Genomic DNA, 16,948 nt, shown 5'->3' on the forward strand with positions numbered 1-16,948 from the left:
GGGGCGTTCTGCCCCGCAGCCCTCAGTGTGGCGGGCGAACCCCTGGTCGCGACAGTGGACCTCATCGCGCACCGATCGTTCGTTGTTTACCGAAATCATGGGGCATCCTGGACGTATGAACAAGACGCATCCCGGATCGACGCCCGCGGGTGGAGCGGCCCCCGCGGCGCTGCTGGCCGCCTTCGCCGCCGCCCTGGCCGACGAGACACGGGCGGCGATCTGCATGACGCTGCTGGAGGGGCGCGCCTGGACCGCGGGCGAGCTGGCCCGCATCACCTCGGTGGCTCCCTCCACCATCAGCGGCCATCTGGCCCGGCTGCTCGACGTGGGCATCTGCGTGACCGAGCGGCAGGGCCGCCACAGCTATGTGCGCATCGCCGACGGCGCGACGGCCCGCCTGCTCGACGAGCTCGCCTCGCACGCCGTGCCGGACCGGGACGCGGCGCACGCCGTGCCCGTGGTCGCCGCACCGGACCCGCTGGCCCGCGCCCGGACCTGCTACGACCACTTCGCCGGGCGGCTCGGCATGGCGGTGACCGACGCGATGGAGCGGCGCGGACTGCTGCGCACGGACGACGTGTTCGAGCTGACGGAGGCCGGCCGGGTCTGGTGCGCCGACGCCGGCATCAGCCTGGCCGGCGAGGGGCGCAGGCGGCTGGCGAGCTCCTGCCTGGACTGGACCGAGCGGCGCCGCCACCTGGGCGGCCTCGCCGGGGCGCGCCTGTGCGCACGGGCGTCCGCGGAGAAGTGGGTGGTGCGCCCGACGGGCGGCGGGCGGGCGCTGGAGGTGACCGATGCAGGGGAACGGGCCTTCGGCGAACTGCTGGGGCTCACGCCGGAGGCGTGGAGCTCAGCTGCGGCTCCGGGCAGGAAGACGCATTAATTCGGTCGACACCGAAATGTTGCGGTCGTAGGGTGGGCTCATGACGTTCCGCTCGAGTTCGATCCCGCCCGGCGTCCTCACCGTCGGCGCCGTCACCTTCACGGTGTTCGCCTGGGCCTCCGCCTTCGTCTCCATCCGCAGCGCGGGGGCCGCGTACTCGCCCGGCGCCCTGGCCCTCGGCCGGCTGCTGGCGGCCTCCCTGGTCCTCGTGACGCTGCTCCTGATCAGCCGCCAAGGCCTGCCGCCCCGCGAGGCCTGGCGCGGGATCCTGGTGTCCGGTGTCGTGTGGTTCTGCGGCTACACGATCGTCCTGAACTGGGGTGAACGACTGGTCGACGCGGGCACCGCGTCGCTGCTGGTGAACACCGGGCCGATCCTCATGGCGCTCCTCGCGGCCCGCCTCCTCGGCGAGGCACTGCCCCCGCGGCTCCTGGTCGGCATGGCCGTCTCTTTCGCCGGAGCGGTGGTCGTGGGCCTGTCCATGTCGTCCGGGGACGGCGGCTCCACGTCGGTGCTCGGCGTCGTACTCTGCCTGCTCGCGGCGGTGGCGTACGCGACCGGCGTCATCGCCCAGAAACCCGCGCTCTCCTACGGCACTCCCCTGCAGGTCACCACCTTCGCCTGCCTGACGGGAACCGTGGCCTGCCTGCCCTTCTCGGGCCAACTGTTCGCGGAACTGCCCGAGGCGCCGATGTCCGCGACCTTGAACATGGTCTACCTGGGTGTGGTCCCGACCGCCCTCGCGTTCACCACCTGGACCTACGCCCTGGCGCGCATGCCCGCCGGAAAGCTGGGGGCGACCACGTACGCCGTCCCGGCCATCGTCGTGCTGCTGAGCTGGGCCCTCCTGGGCGAGGTGCCGGCCTGGCTGACCCTCCTCGGCGGGGTGCTCTGCCTGGCCGGCGTGGCGGTCTCCCGGTACGCGCCGCGCTCGGCCCGGACTCCGGCCGAGGACAGCCCGCTCGGTGCGGGCCGGACCTGACCGAACCGCTCCCCCTTCCCTCCGCCTCACCTTCCCTCCGCCTCACCTTCCCTCCGCCTCACCTTCCCTCCGCCTCACCTTCCCTCCGCCTCACCACCGCTACCGCACCTCCCACGAAAGGCACCCCTTCATGAGGATCCTCACGGTCGGCGCCGGCGCCGTCGGCGGCTTCTTCGGCGCGCGGCTCGCGACAGCGGGTCAGGACGTCTCCTTCCTGGTGCGACCGGCCCGTGCGAAGGCCTTGGAGGCCCGCGGCCTGCGCGTGGTCGGCCAGGGGGAGGAGCTCGACCTCACGCCACGTCTGGTGACGGCCGGCGCCGTGGGCGGACCGTACGACCTGGTGCTCCTCTCGGTGAAGGCGACCGCCCTGCGGACGGCCCTGGCGGACATCGAACCCGCCATCGGCCCGGACACCGCCGTCGTGCCCCTGCTCAACGGGGTCGCCCACCTCGACGCGCTCGTCGCGCGCCTCGGAGCCGGAGCGGTCCTCGGCGGTGTCGCGAAGGTGGTCACCACCTTGAACGGCGACGGCGACATCCTCCGCATGGCTCCGCCCGCGGTGATCCTGACCGGCGAGCTCGACGCACGCCCGTCGGCCCGGGTGGACTCGATCCGCGGCGTGCTGGCCGAGGCCGGTATCGACTCGCCGGCGACCGAGGACATCGTCGCGGCCATGTGGCACAAGTGGGTCTTCATCTCCACGCTCGTCGCCCTGACCTGTCTGATGCGCGGCACGGTCGGCGAGGTGAACGCCGTTCCGGGCGGGGCCGCCCTGGCCGCCGCGCTGATCTCGGAGACCACGGCGGTGGCGGAGGCCGCGGGCCACCCGGTGACCGATGCGGAGCTCGCCTTCACCACCTCGACCGTCACGACCCCTGGCTCTCCGCTCACCCCGTCCCTGTACCGCGACCTCGTCGCCGGAGCGCCGACGGAGGCCGACCACGTCCTGACCGACCTCACCCTGCGCGCCCGCGCGCTGGGCGTGGCCACTCCCCTGCTGGACCTCGCCGCCCTCCAGCTGCGGGTCCACGAACACCGTCTCGCCGCCGGACGCCCTTGAGGTCCGAGACCGCGGCCGCCTTAGGCATTCACCCGGATGCCCGGACCATTGGGCATCCGGGCCGCCGGGCCTTTGACTGGGAGGTCCCAAGGTCCGGAACACCCATGGAGGCACGGTGACGGCGGTCGCGTGGATGCGTGGTGCGGCAGGTGCGGTGGTGCTGTCGGTGGTGGCGTTCGGCGCCGCGGGCTGTTCCGACGGTGACGGCACCCCGTCCGGGGCCGTGTCGAGCGCCGCGTCGGCGGTGAAGTCCGCGGGCGAGGCGGTCTCGTCGGCCGCCGCCGAGGCCGGGAAGGCCGCCGAGTCGGCCGCCGCCGTGGCGAAGGACAAGCTCGCCGAGGTGAAGGACGGGGTCGATGCCAAGGACCAGGTGTCCTTGGGTGCGGTGGCCACCGACGGAGACGGGTACACGACGGTCCCCGTGACGGCCCGGAACACCGACGACGCGACGAAGTCCTTCGCGGTGCAGGTGGAGTTCAAGGACGAGAGCGGCAACCTCGTCGACACCGTGGTCGTGACGATCACGGACGTCGCCGGGAAGGGCACGGGGCAGGGAACGGCCCGCAGTACGCACAAACTGTCGGGCACGGTGTCGGCGCAGACCGGTACGGCCCTGCGCTACTGAACTGAGCCCGGACCGCACCTGGCCGCACCTGACCGCGCGCCCCTCGCGGGTTCAGCAGTTGTCACCCACCGCGTCGATCTTCGAGCCGAAGCGGCCGCTGTAGTTGCTGGCGTAGTCGCCGACGCGGACCGGCCGGCAGTCCTTGCCGGTCGCCCAGTCGATGAAGGCCCCGGTCCGGTTGGCCCGGAACGACCCCACGTGGTCCACGAACTTGCTGGGGAGGTTCACGTAGCCGCCCCGCCAGACATAGAGGTCCCCGGTGCCGTCCTGGTACCGCCACAGGCAGATCGCGTTGGCGGGGCAGGTGGGCAGGGCCTGAGCGGGTGTGGTGGAGACGAGCGAGACCAGCGCGACCGCGCCGGCGACCGTCAAGGTGCGTAAGTGACGTGCCCTCATGCGGAGCCTCCTCTTCGTACCGTTCGTCTCCTCATCGTCCTCGCCCGGGCGCCGGCCGGGGCGGTAACCACCCGATTCGCCGGGCCTCTTCACCACATCTCCCCGACCGGCCCGGATCGGTATCGTCGCCGTATGCCTGAACTGATCGCGCCCACCACCCGCCTGCACTCCGCCTGGCTGGAGGCCCGTACCGAGTGGGGCCCCGGCCTCCACGAGGACGGATTCGGGCTGGAGCTGGCCGACGAGGTCGACTCCCCGGACGGGTTCGCGACGTGGGTCGCGCGGCTGGCCGACGGATCGGGTCCGAAAGCGGCGGGGACCGGCAGGGGTTGCACCTACCGATGGATCGTCGAGGGCGATCGGGTGCTCGGCGGGATCGCGCTGCGGCACGGGCTCGACGACCAGGTGCTGCGGTTCGGCCACATCGGCTACGGGATCCGGCCGTCCTCGCGTCGGCGCGGGCTGGCCACCTGGGCCTTGGGCCGGATGCTGACCGAGGCGTGGGCGCTCGGCCTGGACCGGGTGCTGATGGTGTGCGAAGTCGACAACCTCGCCTCGGTGAAGACGATCGAGCGACACGGCGGCCTCCTGGAAGGCGTCGAGGACACCGAACACGGTCCCGCCCGGCGCTACTGGATCACCGCCTGGTCCGGTACACGGTCCGCGGGGCCGCCGTACGGAACCCGGATGGCTCCCCCGCCTTGCCGCTGACCGCGCCCCGGGTGCGGTATACGTCGTCCGGAGGCCACCCGAGGTCGGCGAAGGGAGTGGGTTGCGTGGAACGGACAACCTGCTGTGTGGTGGGCGGCGGGCCCGCCGGGATGGTGCTGGCCCTGTTGCTGGCCCGGGCCGGGGTGGAGGTGACCGTGCTGGAGAAGCACGGCGACTTCCTGCGCGACTTCCGCGGCGACACCGTGCACCCGTCCACCCTGTCGCTGCTGGACGACATCGGCCTGGCGGAGCGCTTCGCCCGGCTGCCGCAGCGACGGGTCAGCTCGGTGCAGCTGCCCATCGGGCCGGACCGGTCCCTCGTCACGGTCGGGGACATCGGGGCGCTGCGGGGTAAGTACAACTACATCGCGATGGTGCCGCAGTGGGACCTGCTGGACCTGCTCGCCGACGAAGCGGGCCACGAGCCCTCCTTCCATCTGCGCATGAACACCGAGGCGACGTCCTTCCTCGTCGAGCGCGGAAGGGTCACGGGCGTGCGCTACCGGACCGCGGACGGCGACACCGGCGAGCTCAGGGCCTCGCTCACCGTGGCCTGCGACGGGCGCGGCTCGCTGGCCAGGGCGCTGCCCGAGCTCGGGCTGGAGGAGTTCCCGTGCCCCATGGACGCCTGGTGGTTCCGGATGCCGCGGCGAGAGGAGGACCCCAGCGGGCTCGTCGGCGGCATCGGGGACAGGCTGTTCATCGCCCTCATCGACCGCGGGGACTACTGGCAGTGCGCCGCGCTCATCCCCAAGGGCTCGGACGCCGGGCGCCGCGCCGAGGGCCTGGAGTCGTTCATGGGGCAGTTCACGGAGGCGGTGCCCTGGTTGGCCGACCGGGCCGATGCCGTCACCTCCTGGGACGAGGTCAAACTGCTGGACGTACGGCTCGACCGGCTGCGCCGCTGGCACCGCCCGGGGCTGTTGTGCATCGGGGACGCCGCGCATGCCATGTCGCCGGTGTTCGGCATCGGCATCAACCTCGCCGTGCAGGACGCGGTGGCCGCGGCCCGTCACCTGGTGGGCCCGTTGCGCGAGGGCACCGTGGGGCTCCGGGACGTACGCCGTGTGCAGTGCCGGCGGCTGCCCACCACCGTGGCGACGCAGGGGCTCCAGCGCCTCGCGCACGCCAAGGTCATCGGACCGCTGCTGGCCGGCCGTGCCGCGTTCGGAGATCCCGAGCGGGCGAAGCGGCTGACCGAGCTCCTCACCGACTCGCGCCGCCTGAACCGGCTGCCCGCCTACTTCCTCGCCTACGGAGCCCTGCGCGAGCGCCCCCCGAAGGAATCGCTCCGCTGACCTCGACCCACCCACCTCGCCGTAGGCCGAAAAGCGACGTATCGGGAGGGTAGGGCGGATAACCTCGCTCTCCACAGCAAGGAAGACGCGCTCGGGAGGCATCATGAGTGAGCACACGAGTGAGCAGCGGCCGACCCTCCTGCCGTACGCCGACCCCGCCTTCCTCGCGGATCCGTACCCCCTGTACCGGCAACTGCGCGAGGACGGTCCCGTGCGCCGCGTCGTCGCCGCGGGCGGCCTGGAAGCCTGGCTCGTCACCCGCTACGAGGACGGACTCGCGGCCCTGTCCGACTCCCGACTCAGCAGCGACGTACGCGACGCCTCGGACAGTCGACTCCTGCGGCAACTGCCCGACACCGAAAGCGATTCGATGCTGAGCAACATGCTCCGCAGCGACCCGCCCGACCACACCCGACTGCGTCGCCTGGTCTCCAAGGCGTTCACCGCCCGCCGCGTGGCGGAGATGCGGCCGCGGATCCAGGCCATCACCGACGGTCTGCTGGATGCGATCGTCCCGGCCGGCCGCGCCGACCTGGTGGCGGACTTCGCGCTTCCGCTCCCCGTCACGGTGATCAGCGAACTGCTCGGGGTTCCGGTGGACGACCGCCACGACTTCCAGGACTGGACCGACCGGATGCTCAGGCGGGGCACGGAGCCGCCCGATCCCGCCGTGGTGAACGAGGCGTGGCAGCACATGCGCGCGTACCTGACCGGGCTCGTCCACACCAAGCGGGCGCACCCCGGCGACGACCTGCTCAGCGGCCTTGTCACCGCTCGCGACGCGGAACAGCGCCTGAGCGAGGACGAGTTGATCGCGATGGTGTTCCTGTTGCTGGTGGCCGGTTACATCACCACGGTCAATCTGATCGGCACCGGGATCGCCACGCTGTTGGCCCACCCGGACCAGTTCGACCTGCTGCGTTCCGACCCCGGACTGCTGCCGGGCGCGATCGAGGAGTTCCTCCGCTACGACGGCCCGGTCAGCCCCGGGATCGCACGGTTCGCGCGCGAGGACGTCGAGATCGCCGGGGTGGCCGTCCCGCGCGGCGCGACCGTACTGATCGGCTCGGCGGTCGCCGACCGCGACCCGAAGCGGTTCCCCGACCCCGACCGCCTCGACATCACCCGGCAGGACAACGCCCACCTCGCGTTCGGGCACGGCATCCACTACTGCCTGGGGGCTCCGCTGGCCCGGTTGGAGGGCCAGATCGCCATCGGTACGGTCCTGCGCCGGCTCCCCGGGCTCGCCCTCGCCACGGACCCGGACGGGATCCGTCGGCGCCCGGGCGGGCTGCGCGGTCCCGAGAGCCTACCGGTGACCTTCACCCCGGGCGGCTGAGGCCGACGGTGTCGCCCCTGCCGGACCGGTGTCAGCCGCCCTCCTCGGAGAAGTGCTGGTAGTCCGGGGGGCTCCAGCGGCCGCCCCAGTACCAGCCGATCTCCCGGAAGGCCCGGGTGACGGCCCCGTCCGGGGTGATCATCCCTGGGCGGGGGCGGTCGCGGTCGAGGTGGGTGCGGCCGTTCGGGGGATGGCTGGTGCCGCGGACGTCGACGTACGGGTTCTCGACCGGGTTGATGTCGATGGCGTCGCCCCAGGAGTGGCGGGACAGCCGCCCCGGGTCTCCGGTGACCTGCCGGCAGTTGAAGGCGGAGGTGTTGTCGTCGGCCATCGCCGCGCCGTCTCTGCCGCCGTACTCGGCCATCACCCGCATGCGGCGGATCGGGAAACGGGCGGCGAAGGCCTTTCCGAACGCCCGCAGCACGGGGGCGACCGCGTCCTCGTGGACGACCAGTTCGCCGCTGTGCACCTTGCCGTCGAAGCCCCAGTGGTTCATCCGGACGAGGCGCAGCCGCTCGGGTGGCACGGGGCATCCGGGGCGGTGGGTGGTACCCAGTTTCTCCGGGGGTACGGCTGTGACGTGCGCGGACAGGGTCTTCGCCACCGGCTCGGGCGCGACCTGGACGTGCGACTCGGACCTCGTCCCTGTGCATGACAACGCCGTCGCGCACAGGGTGCCGGTCAGGGCGACGCAGGCGAGGCGATGGCTCACCGTTCCACCGTAGGTTCGCCCGCCTCTCCAGGCATGCCGGAGGCTACGGCCCCGGGGTTTATGGGCGGGCGGGGGCGGGCCCGGGCGGCGAGTACGGCGACGTCGTCCTCCGCGCGGTCGGCGTCGAGGCCCGCCACGACGGCGTCCACCACCGCGTCCACCCCGGCCCCGACGGGGGGACGCACTCCCACCAGCCGGGCCAGGGAGACGTCGATGTCCTCGCCCCGCCGTTCCACCAGCCCGTCGGTGAACATCAGCAGGGTCTCCTGCGGGGTGATCGCGCGCGTGACGGCCTCGTAGCCGCCGACGCCGGTGCCCAGCGGCGGGCCGACCGGGAGGTCGACCAGCGAGGCCGAGCCGTCGGCCCCGAAGACCGCCGGCGGCAGATGACCGGCGCCGGCGAACATCGCGACGCCGCGTGCGGGGTCGACGCGTACGAGCAGGCAGGTGGCGGGTCTGCGGGCCGCGTCTTCGGCGGCCAGGGCGTCGAGCCGGCGCAGGACGCGGTGCGGGGCGAGGTCCGTCGAGGCCACGTCGCGCAGGGTGGAGCGGTACGCGTTCATGTCCACCGCCGCGTCGAGTCCGTGGCCCATCACGTCTCCGACCACGAGCAGGGTGCGGCCGTAGTGGAGGCGGATCGTCTCGAACCAATCGCCGCCCACCAGGGCCCGGGGGCCGGCCGGCAGATAGCGGCCGGCCACCTCCAGGTTGGGGTGCGGCCGGCCCGGCTCCGCCACGAGCGCCCGTTGGAGGTGCGAGACGGTGTCCTCCGTGGCGGCCAGCTGCCGCGCGTGCGCCAGGTGCACCGCCGCCAGCCGGGCCGTGAAGTGGACCGTCGCCGCCTCGTGGTCACCGAACCCCGCCCGGGCCCGTACGGCGGTCACCGTTCCGTGGACCCGGTCCCCGTCCGGCAGCGGGACGGAGAGGACGTGGACCGGGACGCCGCCGGCGACCGTCGCCCACTCGGAGAGCGGGTGCCCGCCGTCGGAGGCCCGTACCGAGGGCGATGCACCGGCCCCTGCCGTGAGCAGCCCCACGGCCCCCGCCGTCGCCGCACGGTGGGAAGCGCCGTCCTCCGTCAGGAGGTCCACGGCGGCCGCGTCGCACACGTTCCGGGACAGGAATCCGGCCAGTTCCTGGCAGGTGGTCACCGCGTCGAGCGTCGTACCGATCTGCCCCACGGCGGCCTCGGCCGCCCGGACACGTGCCCACAACCCCTCAGGCCCACCCGCGGGCCCGGTGCGCCTCCCGCCACGTTCCGACAACGGACCTCCTCGCCACGGACCGCCGAAGCAGCCATTCCACCAGGAGTACGGGGCACGGGCCCGCGCGCCGCGCCCCTAGGGGGTGTCCGCAAAGTGGCGCCGGCCGCCCGAAGGGCGGGCCCCGCGGCGTCCGGTGCCGTGCATCGCAAGGCGGAGGGGCGCCCGTGTACTGGACGTACTCGGGCACCCCGACAACGCGGCGAGGTACGGTGCCAGGCGTCGCGGGGCAGGCGGGACTTTGCGGACACCCCCTCGGGTGTCCGGGCGCGCTCGGCGGGACGGAACGACGCCGTGGGCCGTTCGGTCCGCGGGCGGCCGGCCGTGGCGCTTCGGGTCCCTCGAACACGTTCCCGAGTCCGCCAACTTCCGTTCCCCCCAAGGGCCATGGCCCTTGGCGTCGATGCCCGCCGGCACGGTCCGAGGGCGTATCGTGCCCGCATGCCCGCTGATCTGATCCGTATCGTCTCCCGCGATTCGCCGATGGCCCTGGCCCAGGTGGAGCGCGTCCGCGCCGAGCTCGCCGCGCTCCACCCGGGGATCAGGACCACCGTCCTGCCGGTGAAGACCACCGGCGACAAGTGGATGGGAGACCTCTCACAGGTCGAGGGCAAGGGCGCGTTCACCAAGGAGGTCGACGCCGCGATCCTCGCCGGTGAGGCCGACCTCGCCGTGCACTGCGTCAAGGACGTCCCGGCCGACCGTCCACTGCCCGCCGGGACCGTCTTCGCGGCGTTCCTGGAACGCGACGACATCCGTGACGCCCTGATCCACCCGGACGGGCTCACCCTCGACCGGCTCCCGCCCGGCACCCGCGTCGGGACCTCCTCCGTGCGCCGGATCGCCCAGCTCGCCGCCGCGTACCCGCACGTGGAGTGCGTACCGATGCGGGGGAACGCCAACCGGCGCCTGGAGAAGCTCGCCGCGGGTGAGGCGGACGCGCTCCTCCTGGCCGTCGCCGGCCTCCACCGCATCGGCCGCGCGGACGTCATCACGCAGATCGTCCCGGTGGACACCCTCATGCCGCCGATCGGCGCCGGCGTCCTCGCGCTCCAGTGCCGGGAGGACGACGGCGGGCTCATCGACACCGTCAGCGCCCTCGGCCACCCGGACACGCACCGCGAGACGGTCGCCGAGCGGATGCTCCTGCACGTCCTGCAGGGCCACTGCAACAGCCCGATCGCGGGGTACGCGCGGGCGGAACGCGGAGGGGATCTCTCCCTCCGCGCCTGTGTGTTCTCACCGGACGGCAAGGAGGTCCTGAACGCGCACGAGTGGGCGGGCCGCCTCGACCCGGCCACCCTCGGCACGTCCGTCGCCGTCGCGCTCCTCCGCCAGGGTGCTCGAGAGTTGATCGACAGCATTCCGCACTGACCCCACCCCCGTGCGGGTCGGTGCGTCCGGACGGACCGGGCACGGGCCGCCGGGCGGTGGGCCGTGCCCGGCCGGACTCGGTACCCCGCACTGCCCAGACCCCCGTCCAGGACAGTGCGTTCACCGGGCCCGGCCGACATCACGCCGGAGCCGGCACCGAAGCGGCGAGCGCGAAATCGTCTCGGGTCAACTCCACGGGCACTCCTCGTGATACGGATCAGCGGCAGCTTCCCCGCGGGGCACGTCGCCTTCGGACGGCGGCTCTTCGGTGCGGTGCACCCGGCCGCGGTCCGGCTGTCCGCACCCCGCGGGGACGATCACCACGCTAGGGCCGCGCGAACCGCCGGGCCCAGGGCAGCTCACGCCGGCCAGGGGACCGTCCGCGCCACGGGGGGACTCCACACGCCGAGTTGGGGACGTCCGGCGCCATACCGGGCGGATGACCTGGCATTTCCCGCTCGTCTATGCTCAGCCCCTGTGATCACGGAAGCACACCAGGGCACCACCTCCTCGGCCATCACCCGGCTGAGCGTCACCGCGGCGCGCCTGTTCGACATACCCGCGCACGGGTACGCGCACCTGCTGGGCCTGGCGCCCGAGCATCTCAACGACGACCTGTGCCGGGCGCCCGCGGCCACCGGCATCCGCATCGCGGAACTGACGACAGTACGCGTTCCCTGGACCGAGTTGGCACTGCTGCTGGCCCAGCAGTCGGGCGTCGGTACCTTCGGCGTCTGGGACTACCTGATCACCTCGGCGCCCACTCCGCTCGAAGGGATCCGGGACGCCGCCGCCTACCTCGCGGTGCTCGCCGACCCCAGCACCGACACCTTGCGGATCACCGAGGACGGCGAGCAGATCGTCCTCAGCCATGTCAACGAGGCGGATCAGAACTACGAACCGGCCTGCGCCATCCGCGCCTTCGCGCTCGGCCTGTACCAACGGCGGCTCAGCGCGGCCGCACAGCGCCGTCTCGTCCCCCTCCGGGTCACCCTGGTCGCCAGGGCACCCCGCCGGCACGACGCCCTGATCGAGCTGTACGGCACCGCCAACATCGAGTTCGGGGCCCCGAGCAGCTCCCTCACCTTCCTCGCCTCCGACCTGACCGGGCCGACGCCGCACGCGCAGCCAGGGCTGTCGAACGTGCTGCGAAGACACGCCGATCAGACCCTCGCCGCCGCAGTCCCCCTGCACAACTGGCTGGACCTCTTCCGCACCGCGCTGGCCTCCGTCCACGACGAGACCGTTCCCACGCTGCCCGCGGTGGCACGGCGGATGGCCGTCAGTACGCGGACCCTCCAGCGCCGCCTCGACGAACACGACACCACGTGGAGCAACGAGGTCGAGGCCGCGCGCCGGGACCACATCACCCGGCTGCTGCACGGCACCGACCTCGGCATCGACGCGATCGCCGCCCGCAGCGGGTACGCCGACGCGCGCGCCCTGCGGCGGGCGGTCCGGCGCTGGTACGGCACCACGCCCGCCGTCCTGCGCCGAACCGGTCGCGCGGACCCGGCCGGCAGGTCCGGGGAGCCCGCTCCGGAAAGCCGTGCTCCGGTGGCGCGGCCCGTGACATGATCGGCCGCATGATCGAGAACTCGGCACGGAAGGGCGGCCACCGCCCCGCACGGTGACCGGCCATGGTCGCGGCCCTCACCACGGCCTCCATCTCGGACGAGGCGATGCGGGTGCACGGTGCGGCGGCGGCCACGGCGGCGTTCACCCCGTACCCGAAGCCCCGCGATCCACGGCGTCGCCACACCGTCCCCGCCTACGACAGCGTCTCCGCGGCCGCGGCTCTGCCCGCGGCGCCCGCCTCGAAGACGACGGTCGGGGCTCCGGCACCTGTCTCGGGTCCGGCCAGGACCATGGCGTGGAGGGTGCGCCCGTCGCGCGTGGCCACCCGCTCCACGCTTCCCTGAACATGCCCTGCGCTGCCGCTCGTCGGGGTCATACCTGCCGCCCGTCTCCCTCGTCGTGCAACCAAGAGGCCAAGGACATGGGGCCTAACTTTTCATGGGCGTCGGGCAGCTGGGGAGTTCCGGGCGGTCCTTCGTCCGTACGGCCGGCAGCCACGCCCTGGCGTCCGGGTCCGGGCCTGGCAGCCGGACCCGGAACCAGTGCGTGGACCGCAGGTCCGACTCGTCGATGACGGCCTCGCCGCGCGGCAGTTGGCAGTCGGCGTCGAGGACGTCGGCGTGCCAGACCCGGGTCGGTACGACGTTCCCCGCGGTGTAGGGCCGCATGGGGTCGACCGCCAGGCCGAGACTGCACCGCGGGTCCCGGTCCGTCCGGTCCTGGCAGACGCGTTCGGCGTTGAACACCCGGATCCGGCGGGGCGGTTCCTCGGTGGTCTCCCGGGCGGCGTACGACCAGAGGGCGGAGCCGACCGCCCCGACCGCCGCGACGGCGAGGAGGGCGACCCGTGCCGTCCGCCCGAGGCGGCCCGGCCGGTTCCGGCGGGCCGAACCGGTCTCACCGGCGCGCTGGGCGGTGATCCGCTCCAGCAGGCTCTCGGCGGTGTGCGCGGCGCGGGCGGCGTGCGTCGGGGCGAGGCAGTCGGCGGCCAGCGCCCGCCAGAACTCCGGGATCCCGTGGGCCATGCGCAGCGGCGCCCGCCCTGCGGCGTACTCCTGGACGGCCGCTCCGCGCGCCACCGGAGTGGCTCCGGGGAACAGCGGGGCGCCTGATGCGAAGACCTCGTGGATCACGATGCCCAGGGCCCAGATGTCGGCGCTCGGCCGGATCTCCACGCCGCGCTCCCCCAGCGGGGCCTTCCAGCGCTCGGGCGGCAGGTAGTCCAGGGTCCCCATCGGGGGCGCGTACCCGTGCGTACCGGTCAGCTCGGTGGCGAGCCCGAAGTCCGAGAGCTTGACCGAACCGTCCTGGCCGATGAGGACGTTCTCGGGCTTGAGGTCGGCATGCACCCAGCCGACGCGGTGCAGATGGGCCAGCCCTTCGCAGATCCCGGCGATCAGCCGGCCGCCTTCGGCCTCGGTCGCCCCGGCGTCGAGCAGGTCCCGCAGGCTGCCCGTGGCCCGCTCCATGACCAGCACGACGGCGCCGTCCAGGGCCGGGTGGTCCGGCGCGTTCAGGACGGTGCTGTCGAGCAGCCGGACGAGCCGCGGGTGCCCTGCGCGAACTCCGATCTCGACCTCGCGCCGGGCGGCCTCGGCCACGTTCCGGGCCTGGCGCGGGGCGAGTCCGGCGGTCGGCATGATCTTCAGGGCCACCTCGGCGGACTCCCCGCGTCCGACGGCGGCCCGCGCCGCCGGTGCGTCGGCCCGGCGGCCGGCGTAGACGGTCGCCCAACCGCCTGCCCCGATCGGATCGGTGACCACCCAGTCGCCCACCCGATGGCCCGGCGGCAGCAGTTCGGTGTGGCTGCTGTCCCACGAGGCACCCAGACCCTGCACCCGCGTCACGTCGTCTACCGTCCCCGTGCGCCCGATTCGGCCCGGGGCGGCAGCAGCGAGAGGTGTTCCTCCCGCACGATGCCGAACCGCAGGGCGATCCCGACGACCGCGTCCCGCTTGCCGTTACGGCGGTCCGTGGCACCCGTACCGGCACGGCCGGCGGCTTCGGGTGCGGCGGAGGCACCGGCCGGGACACCGATCCGCAGTTTCTCGTCGGCCAGGTAGTCGATGTGCGAACTGACCGCGCGCGCCGTGAGCCGGCCGCCGGTGGCGTGTCCGCGCAGGCGTTCGACGACCTGCGGGGTGGTGGGGACCGCGACGGGTGACCGGTCGCGCAGCCAGGGTTCGCAGAGCGCGACGAGTACCAGGAAGTAGGTGGCCGTCTCGTCCAGGGAGTACGCCGTGACCGTGCTGCTTGCCCAACTGCCGCCGGTGCCGGGCGGGTCCAGGTAGACGTGGTCGGGTGCGTACACCTGGAAGGAGACCGTGGTGCCGCGGCGCGTGGGCAGCACCACCCGGGCGAACTCGAAGGGGATGGGCGCCCCGGCCCGTCGCGGCGACACCCGCAGGTACTCGCCGGCCCCCTCCGGGTTCTCCACGAGATAGCTCTGGGTGCTGCTGTGGTTGGTCAGTTGCCAGTGGTCGTCGGTGACCCGGATCTCCCCGGCCAGCCGGGAGATCGCCTCGTCGGCGAGGCGCAGCTCGACCGGTGTGGTCGAGGACCCGCGCCCGAACCGTGCGACCTCGCCCGGACCGAGCCGTAAGGTCACCGCGTCACCGCCCGGCTCCCCGTCGACGGCGCCGCCGCTCCCCTGCGGCAGATGCACGACTATGCCGCTCACCGTTCCCCCTGTCCGACGTGTTGACAAGACGTCGGACTGGGAACGTTACCGGCTGGAAGCGTGGCTGCACGGTGGGACATCGGCCATTTCCGCGGGCGCCCCGGAGTGGCTTCAGTAGGTGGGAGAGCCTGGCCGGAGCGGTGCGACCTGGCGTTCGCCGAAGGCGCTCCACGGGCGCCAGGCGCCGCTCGGCCGCTCCTGGACGCGGGTGCGTATCCGGCCATCGGCGGTGACGGCGAGGACGTGGAGCCGTCCGGTGGCGTCGACGGTGGCCGTGGGCGGGCCGACGAGCGGGACTCCGGGCTCGCCGAACTCCTCCCCCGCCGCCCAGGCTCCACCGGCGTCGAGCTGCCGGCGGCGATCCAGCCGGGCTCCGCCCGGGGACAGGGCGAAGGCCTCCAGCCGGCCGTCGGCAGCCGCCGCGAGCGTCGGGGCCGCGGCGGTCCAGCCGAAGAGGTGCTGCCAGTCGTCCCAGCCGCCGCTGGGTACGGTCTGCCGCCGCTGGAACGCCGCCAGGCCCGACGGGGCCATCGCGACGACGTTGAGCCTGCCCGTGCCGTCCTGGGCCACGCGCGGGGCGGTGGCCGCCGCCGTACCGAAGGTGTTCCACGCCGCCGCCCAGGCACCTCCCGGCGCCTCCTGCCACCGGTGGTGGACGGCGGAGCCGCCGGGTGCGAGGGCGAACACCTCCAGCCGCCCGTCGGCGTTGGCGGCGACGACCGGAGGCGCACCCACCGGGCCGCCGAACGCTCCGTCCCACGCGTCCCAGGTCAGCGAGCCGGGCGACCACTGCCGGCGCCGCGCGAGGGAGGCGCAGCCGGGGGCGGGCGCGAAGACCTCCAGTCGGCCGTCGGCGCCGCGGGCTACGGCGGGGGCGGCGCCCGCCGGGCCGCCGAACTCCTCCCAGTCGTGCCAACCACCGTCGGGGCGCTGCGCCCGGTGGTGCAGGTTGACCCCGCCCGGGGCGAGGGAGAACACCTCCAGCCTGCCGTTGACGTTCCGGCCGAGCGTGGGGACCGCCCCGGCCGGCCCGCCGAAGGGCTCCCACGGGGACCAGGTGTCGGAGTCCGGGTCGAGCTGGACGCGCCGCAGCACCGAGCGGTCCCCGGCATCGAGCGCGAACACGGTCAGCCGGCCGTCCACGTCGAGTCCGGCGACCGGGTTGTCGGCGCTCTGCCACGGCGGCGGCGTGTCCCGCCAGTCCAAGGAGGCCATGTAGAGGCCCTGGCGGAACCAGCCCGCCGCGCTCACGTGCCATCGCGGCCCGTCGGCGATCACCTCGACCGCGTGGCCGGCGACATGGCCCGCGTAACCGTCGAGGCCGAAGCGGAAGGGGTTCCGGGACGCGAAGACGTCCGTACCCTCGTAGCCGCCGCGCGGACCGATGAACAGGTGGTACCAGCCGTCCCGCTCGACGACGCACGGCGACTCGGTGACCGACAGCGTCGTGTCCGTACTCGCGTCGGCGAAGGCGGTCCCGGGCGGGCTCCAGTTGTGCAGGTCGGTGGAGCGGCGCACGGCGACGACGTGCCGACCGTGCGGGGCGGACAGCTCGGTGTAGTACATGACCCACTCGCCGCCGATCCGCAGCACCATCGGGTCGCGGGCCGCGATGCCGCGGAACAGCGGGCCGGAGGGGACGCGGGTCCAGGTGAACAGGTCGGGGGACGTGGCGAGGTTGATCGCGGCGCCGTCGCGGCCTCCCGCGGCGTAGAACATCCAGAACGAGCCGCCCGCCTCGATCACGTGCGGGGCCCACAGGTGTTCCTCGCCGAAGTAGGACCGGTCGACGGTCAGCGCGTCGGCGTGCGGGGTCCACGGACCGTACGGATCGGGCGCGGAGGCGTGGGCGAAGGAGACCTCGGCCCCGCTGTCCGGGGACTGACCGGCCGGCACGCTGTCGCCGACGATGCTGAACAGGTGCCATCGGCCGTTCGCCTTGATCAGCGTGTGGTCGTTGAGGTCGCGCCGGCGGCCCGGTACGGACGGATCGTGGACGTGGGTGAACGGTCCGGCGCCGATCCACCGGTGCGGTGGATCGGCCTTGG

Annotated in this window: 16 protein-coding genes; 10 read left to right on the forward strand and 6 right to left on the reverse strand. The window is 73.5% G+C overall.

Going from position 1 to position 16,948, the window contains the following annotated elements; genetic code table 11:
• The first annotated feature begins 115 nt into the window (after positions 1–115).
• From AB8A24_RS16735 to AB8A24_RS16750, 4 genes are all read left to right on the forward strand, one after another.
• The gene (locus tag AB8A24_RS16735; protein WP_328965233.1) at positions 116–883 is read left to right on the forward strand and encodes a helix-turn-helix domain-containing protein; all 768 of its coding nucleotides are present in this window, start codon (positions 116–118) and stop codon (positions 881–883) included.
• A gap of 40 nt (positions 884–923) precedes the next feature.
• The gene (locus AB8A24_RS16740; protein WP_328965232.1) at positions 924–1,865 is read left to right on the forward strand and encodes a DMT family transporter; all 942 of its coding nucleotides are present in this window, start codon (positions 924–926) and stop codon (positions 1,863–1,865) included.
• A gap of 130 nt (positions 1,866–1,995) precedes the next feature.
• A complete protein-coding gene (locus AB8A24_RS16745) occupies positions 1,996–2,925 on the forward strand; it encodes a 2-dehydropantoate 2-reductase (RefSeq protein ID WP_328965231.1) in 930 nt (309 codons plus the stop codon).
• Positions 2,926–3,040: 115 nt separating this feature from the next.
• On the forward strand, positions 3,041–3,550 hold the full coding sequence (locus AB8A24_RS16750) for a hypothetical protein (protein ID WP_328965230.1): 510 nt from the start codon (positions 3,041–3,043) through the stop codon (positions 3,548–3,550).
• 51 nt (positions 3,551–3,601) lie between these two features.
• Here the strand turns inward: AB8A24_RS16750 and AB8A24_RS16755 are convergent, their stop codons facing one another.
• Positions 3,602–3,946, reverse strand: coding sequence for a peptidase inhibitor family I36 protein (locus AB8A24_RS16755; RefSeq protein WP_328965229.1), 345 nt, complete (start codon positions 3,944–3,946; stop codon positions 3,602–3,604).
• Positions 3,947–4,078: 132 nt separating this feature from the next.
• Here AB8A24_RS16755 and AB8A24_RS16760 point away from each other — a divergent pair, with 132 nt between their 5' ends.
• The 3 genes from AB8A24_RS16760 to AB8A24_RS16770 all read left to right on the forward strand — a co-directional run bounded on the left by AB8A24_RS16760 (position 4,079) and on the right by AB8A24_RS16770 (position 7,294).
• Positions 4,079–4,657 carry a GNAT family N-acetyltransferase gene (locus tag AB8A24_RS16760; protein ID WP_369476367.1) on the forward strand — a complete coding sequence of 193 codons (579 nt, stop codon included), beginning with the start codon at positions 4,079–4,081 and terminating at the stop codon, positions 4,655–4,657.
• Between the two features lie 65 nt (positions 4,658–4,722).
• Positions 4,723–5,955 carry an FAD-dependent oxidoreductase gene (locus AB8A24_RS16765; protein ID WP_369476368.1) on the forward strand — a complete coding sequence of 411 codons (1,233 nt, stop codon included), beginning with the start codon at positions 4,723–4,725 and terminating at the stop codon, positions 5,953–5,955.
• Positions 5,956–6,058: 103 nt separating this feature from the next.
• On the forward strand, positions 6,059–7,294 hold the full coding sequence (locus tag AB8A24_RS16770) for a cytochrome P450 (protein WP_328965227.1): 1,236 nt from the start codon (positions 6,059–6,061) through the stop codon (positions 7,292–7,294).
• A gap of 31 nt (positions 7,295–7,325) precedes the next feature.
• Here AB8A24_RS16770 and AB8A24_RS16775 read toward each other — a convergent pair whose 3' ends face one another.
• The gene (locus tag AB8A24_RS16775) at positions 7,326–8,006 is read right to left on the reverse strand and encodes a M15 family metallopeptidase (RefSeq protein ID WP_328965226.1); all 681 of its coding nucleotides are present in this window, start codon (positions 8,004–8,006) and stop codon (positions 7,326–7,328) included.
• Positions 8,003–9,220 carry a PP2C family protein-serine/threonine phosphatase gene (locus tag AB8A24_RS16780; protein WP_369476371.1) on the reverse strand — a complete coding sequence of 406 codons (1,218 nt, stop codon included), beginning with the start codon at positions 9,218–9,220 and terminating at the stop codon, positions 8,003–8,005. The genes AB8A24_RS16775 and AB8A24_RS16780 overlap by 4 nt, the downstream gene beginning before the upstream one ends.
• 489 nt (positions 9,221–9,709) lie before the next feature.
• Between AB8A24_RS16780 and hemC the strand changes: the two genes are divergently transcribed.
• The 3 genes from hemC (at position 9,710) to AB8A24_RS16795 (ending at position 12,564) form a co-directional block, all read left to right on the forward strand.
• Positions 9,710–10,642: a hydroxymethylbilane synthase gene (hemC, locus tag AB8A24_RS16785; RefSeq protein ID WP_369476373.1), complete on the forward strand. Its 933-nt coding sequence runs from the start codon at positions 9,710–9,712 to the stop codon at positions 10,640–10,642.
• Between the two features lie 477 nt (positions 10,643–11,119).
• Positions 11,120–12,220: an AraC family transcriptional regulator ligand-binding domain-containing protein gene (locus AB8A24_RS16790; RefSeq protein WP_328965223.1), complete on the forward strand. Its 1,101-nt coding sequence runs from the start codon at positions 11,120–11,122 to the stop codon at positions 12,218–12,220.
• 62 nt (positions 12,221–12,282) lie between these two features.
• Positions 12,283–12,564 (forward strand): hypothetical protein, encoded by a 282-nt coding sequence (locus AB8A24_RS16795; protein WP_328965222.1) that lies wholly within the window; start codon positions 12,283–12,285, stop codon positions 12,562–12,564.
• Positions 12,565–12,648: 84 nt separating this feature from the next.
• Here AB8A24_RS16795 and AB8A24_RS16800 read toward each other — a convergent pair whose 3' ends face one another.
• From AB8A24_RS16800 to AB8A24_RS16810, 3 genes are all read right to left on the reverse strand, one after another.
• Complete coding sequence (locus tag AB8A24_RS16800) at positions 12,649–14,058, reverse strand: serine/threonine-protein kinase (protein ID WP_369476384.1); 1,410 nt, start codon at positions 14,056–14,058, stop codon at positions 12,649–12,651.
• Positions 14,059–14,072: 14 nt separating this feature from the next.
• Positions 14,073–14,900, reverse strand: coding sequence for a serine/threonine protein kinase (locus tag AB8A24_RS16805; protein WP_328965221.1), 828 nt, complete (start codon positions 14,898–14,900; stop codon positions 14,073–14,075).
• 111 nt (positions 14,901–15,011) lie between these two features.
• On the reverse strand, positions 15,012–16,948 hold a 1,937-nt coding region (locus AB8A24_RS16810; RefSeq protein ID WP_369476376.1), incomplete at its 5' end, for a glycosyl hydrolase family 32.

The sequence above is a fragment of the Streptomyces sp. BF23-19 genome, from assembly GCF_041106355.1.
Lineage (GTDB): Bacteria > Actinomycetota > Actinomycetes > Streptomycetales > Streptomycetaceae > Streptomyces > Streptomyces virginiae_A.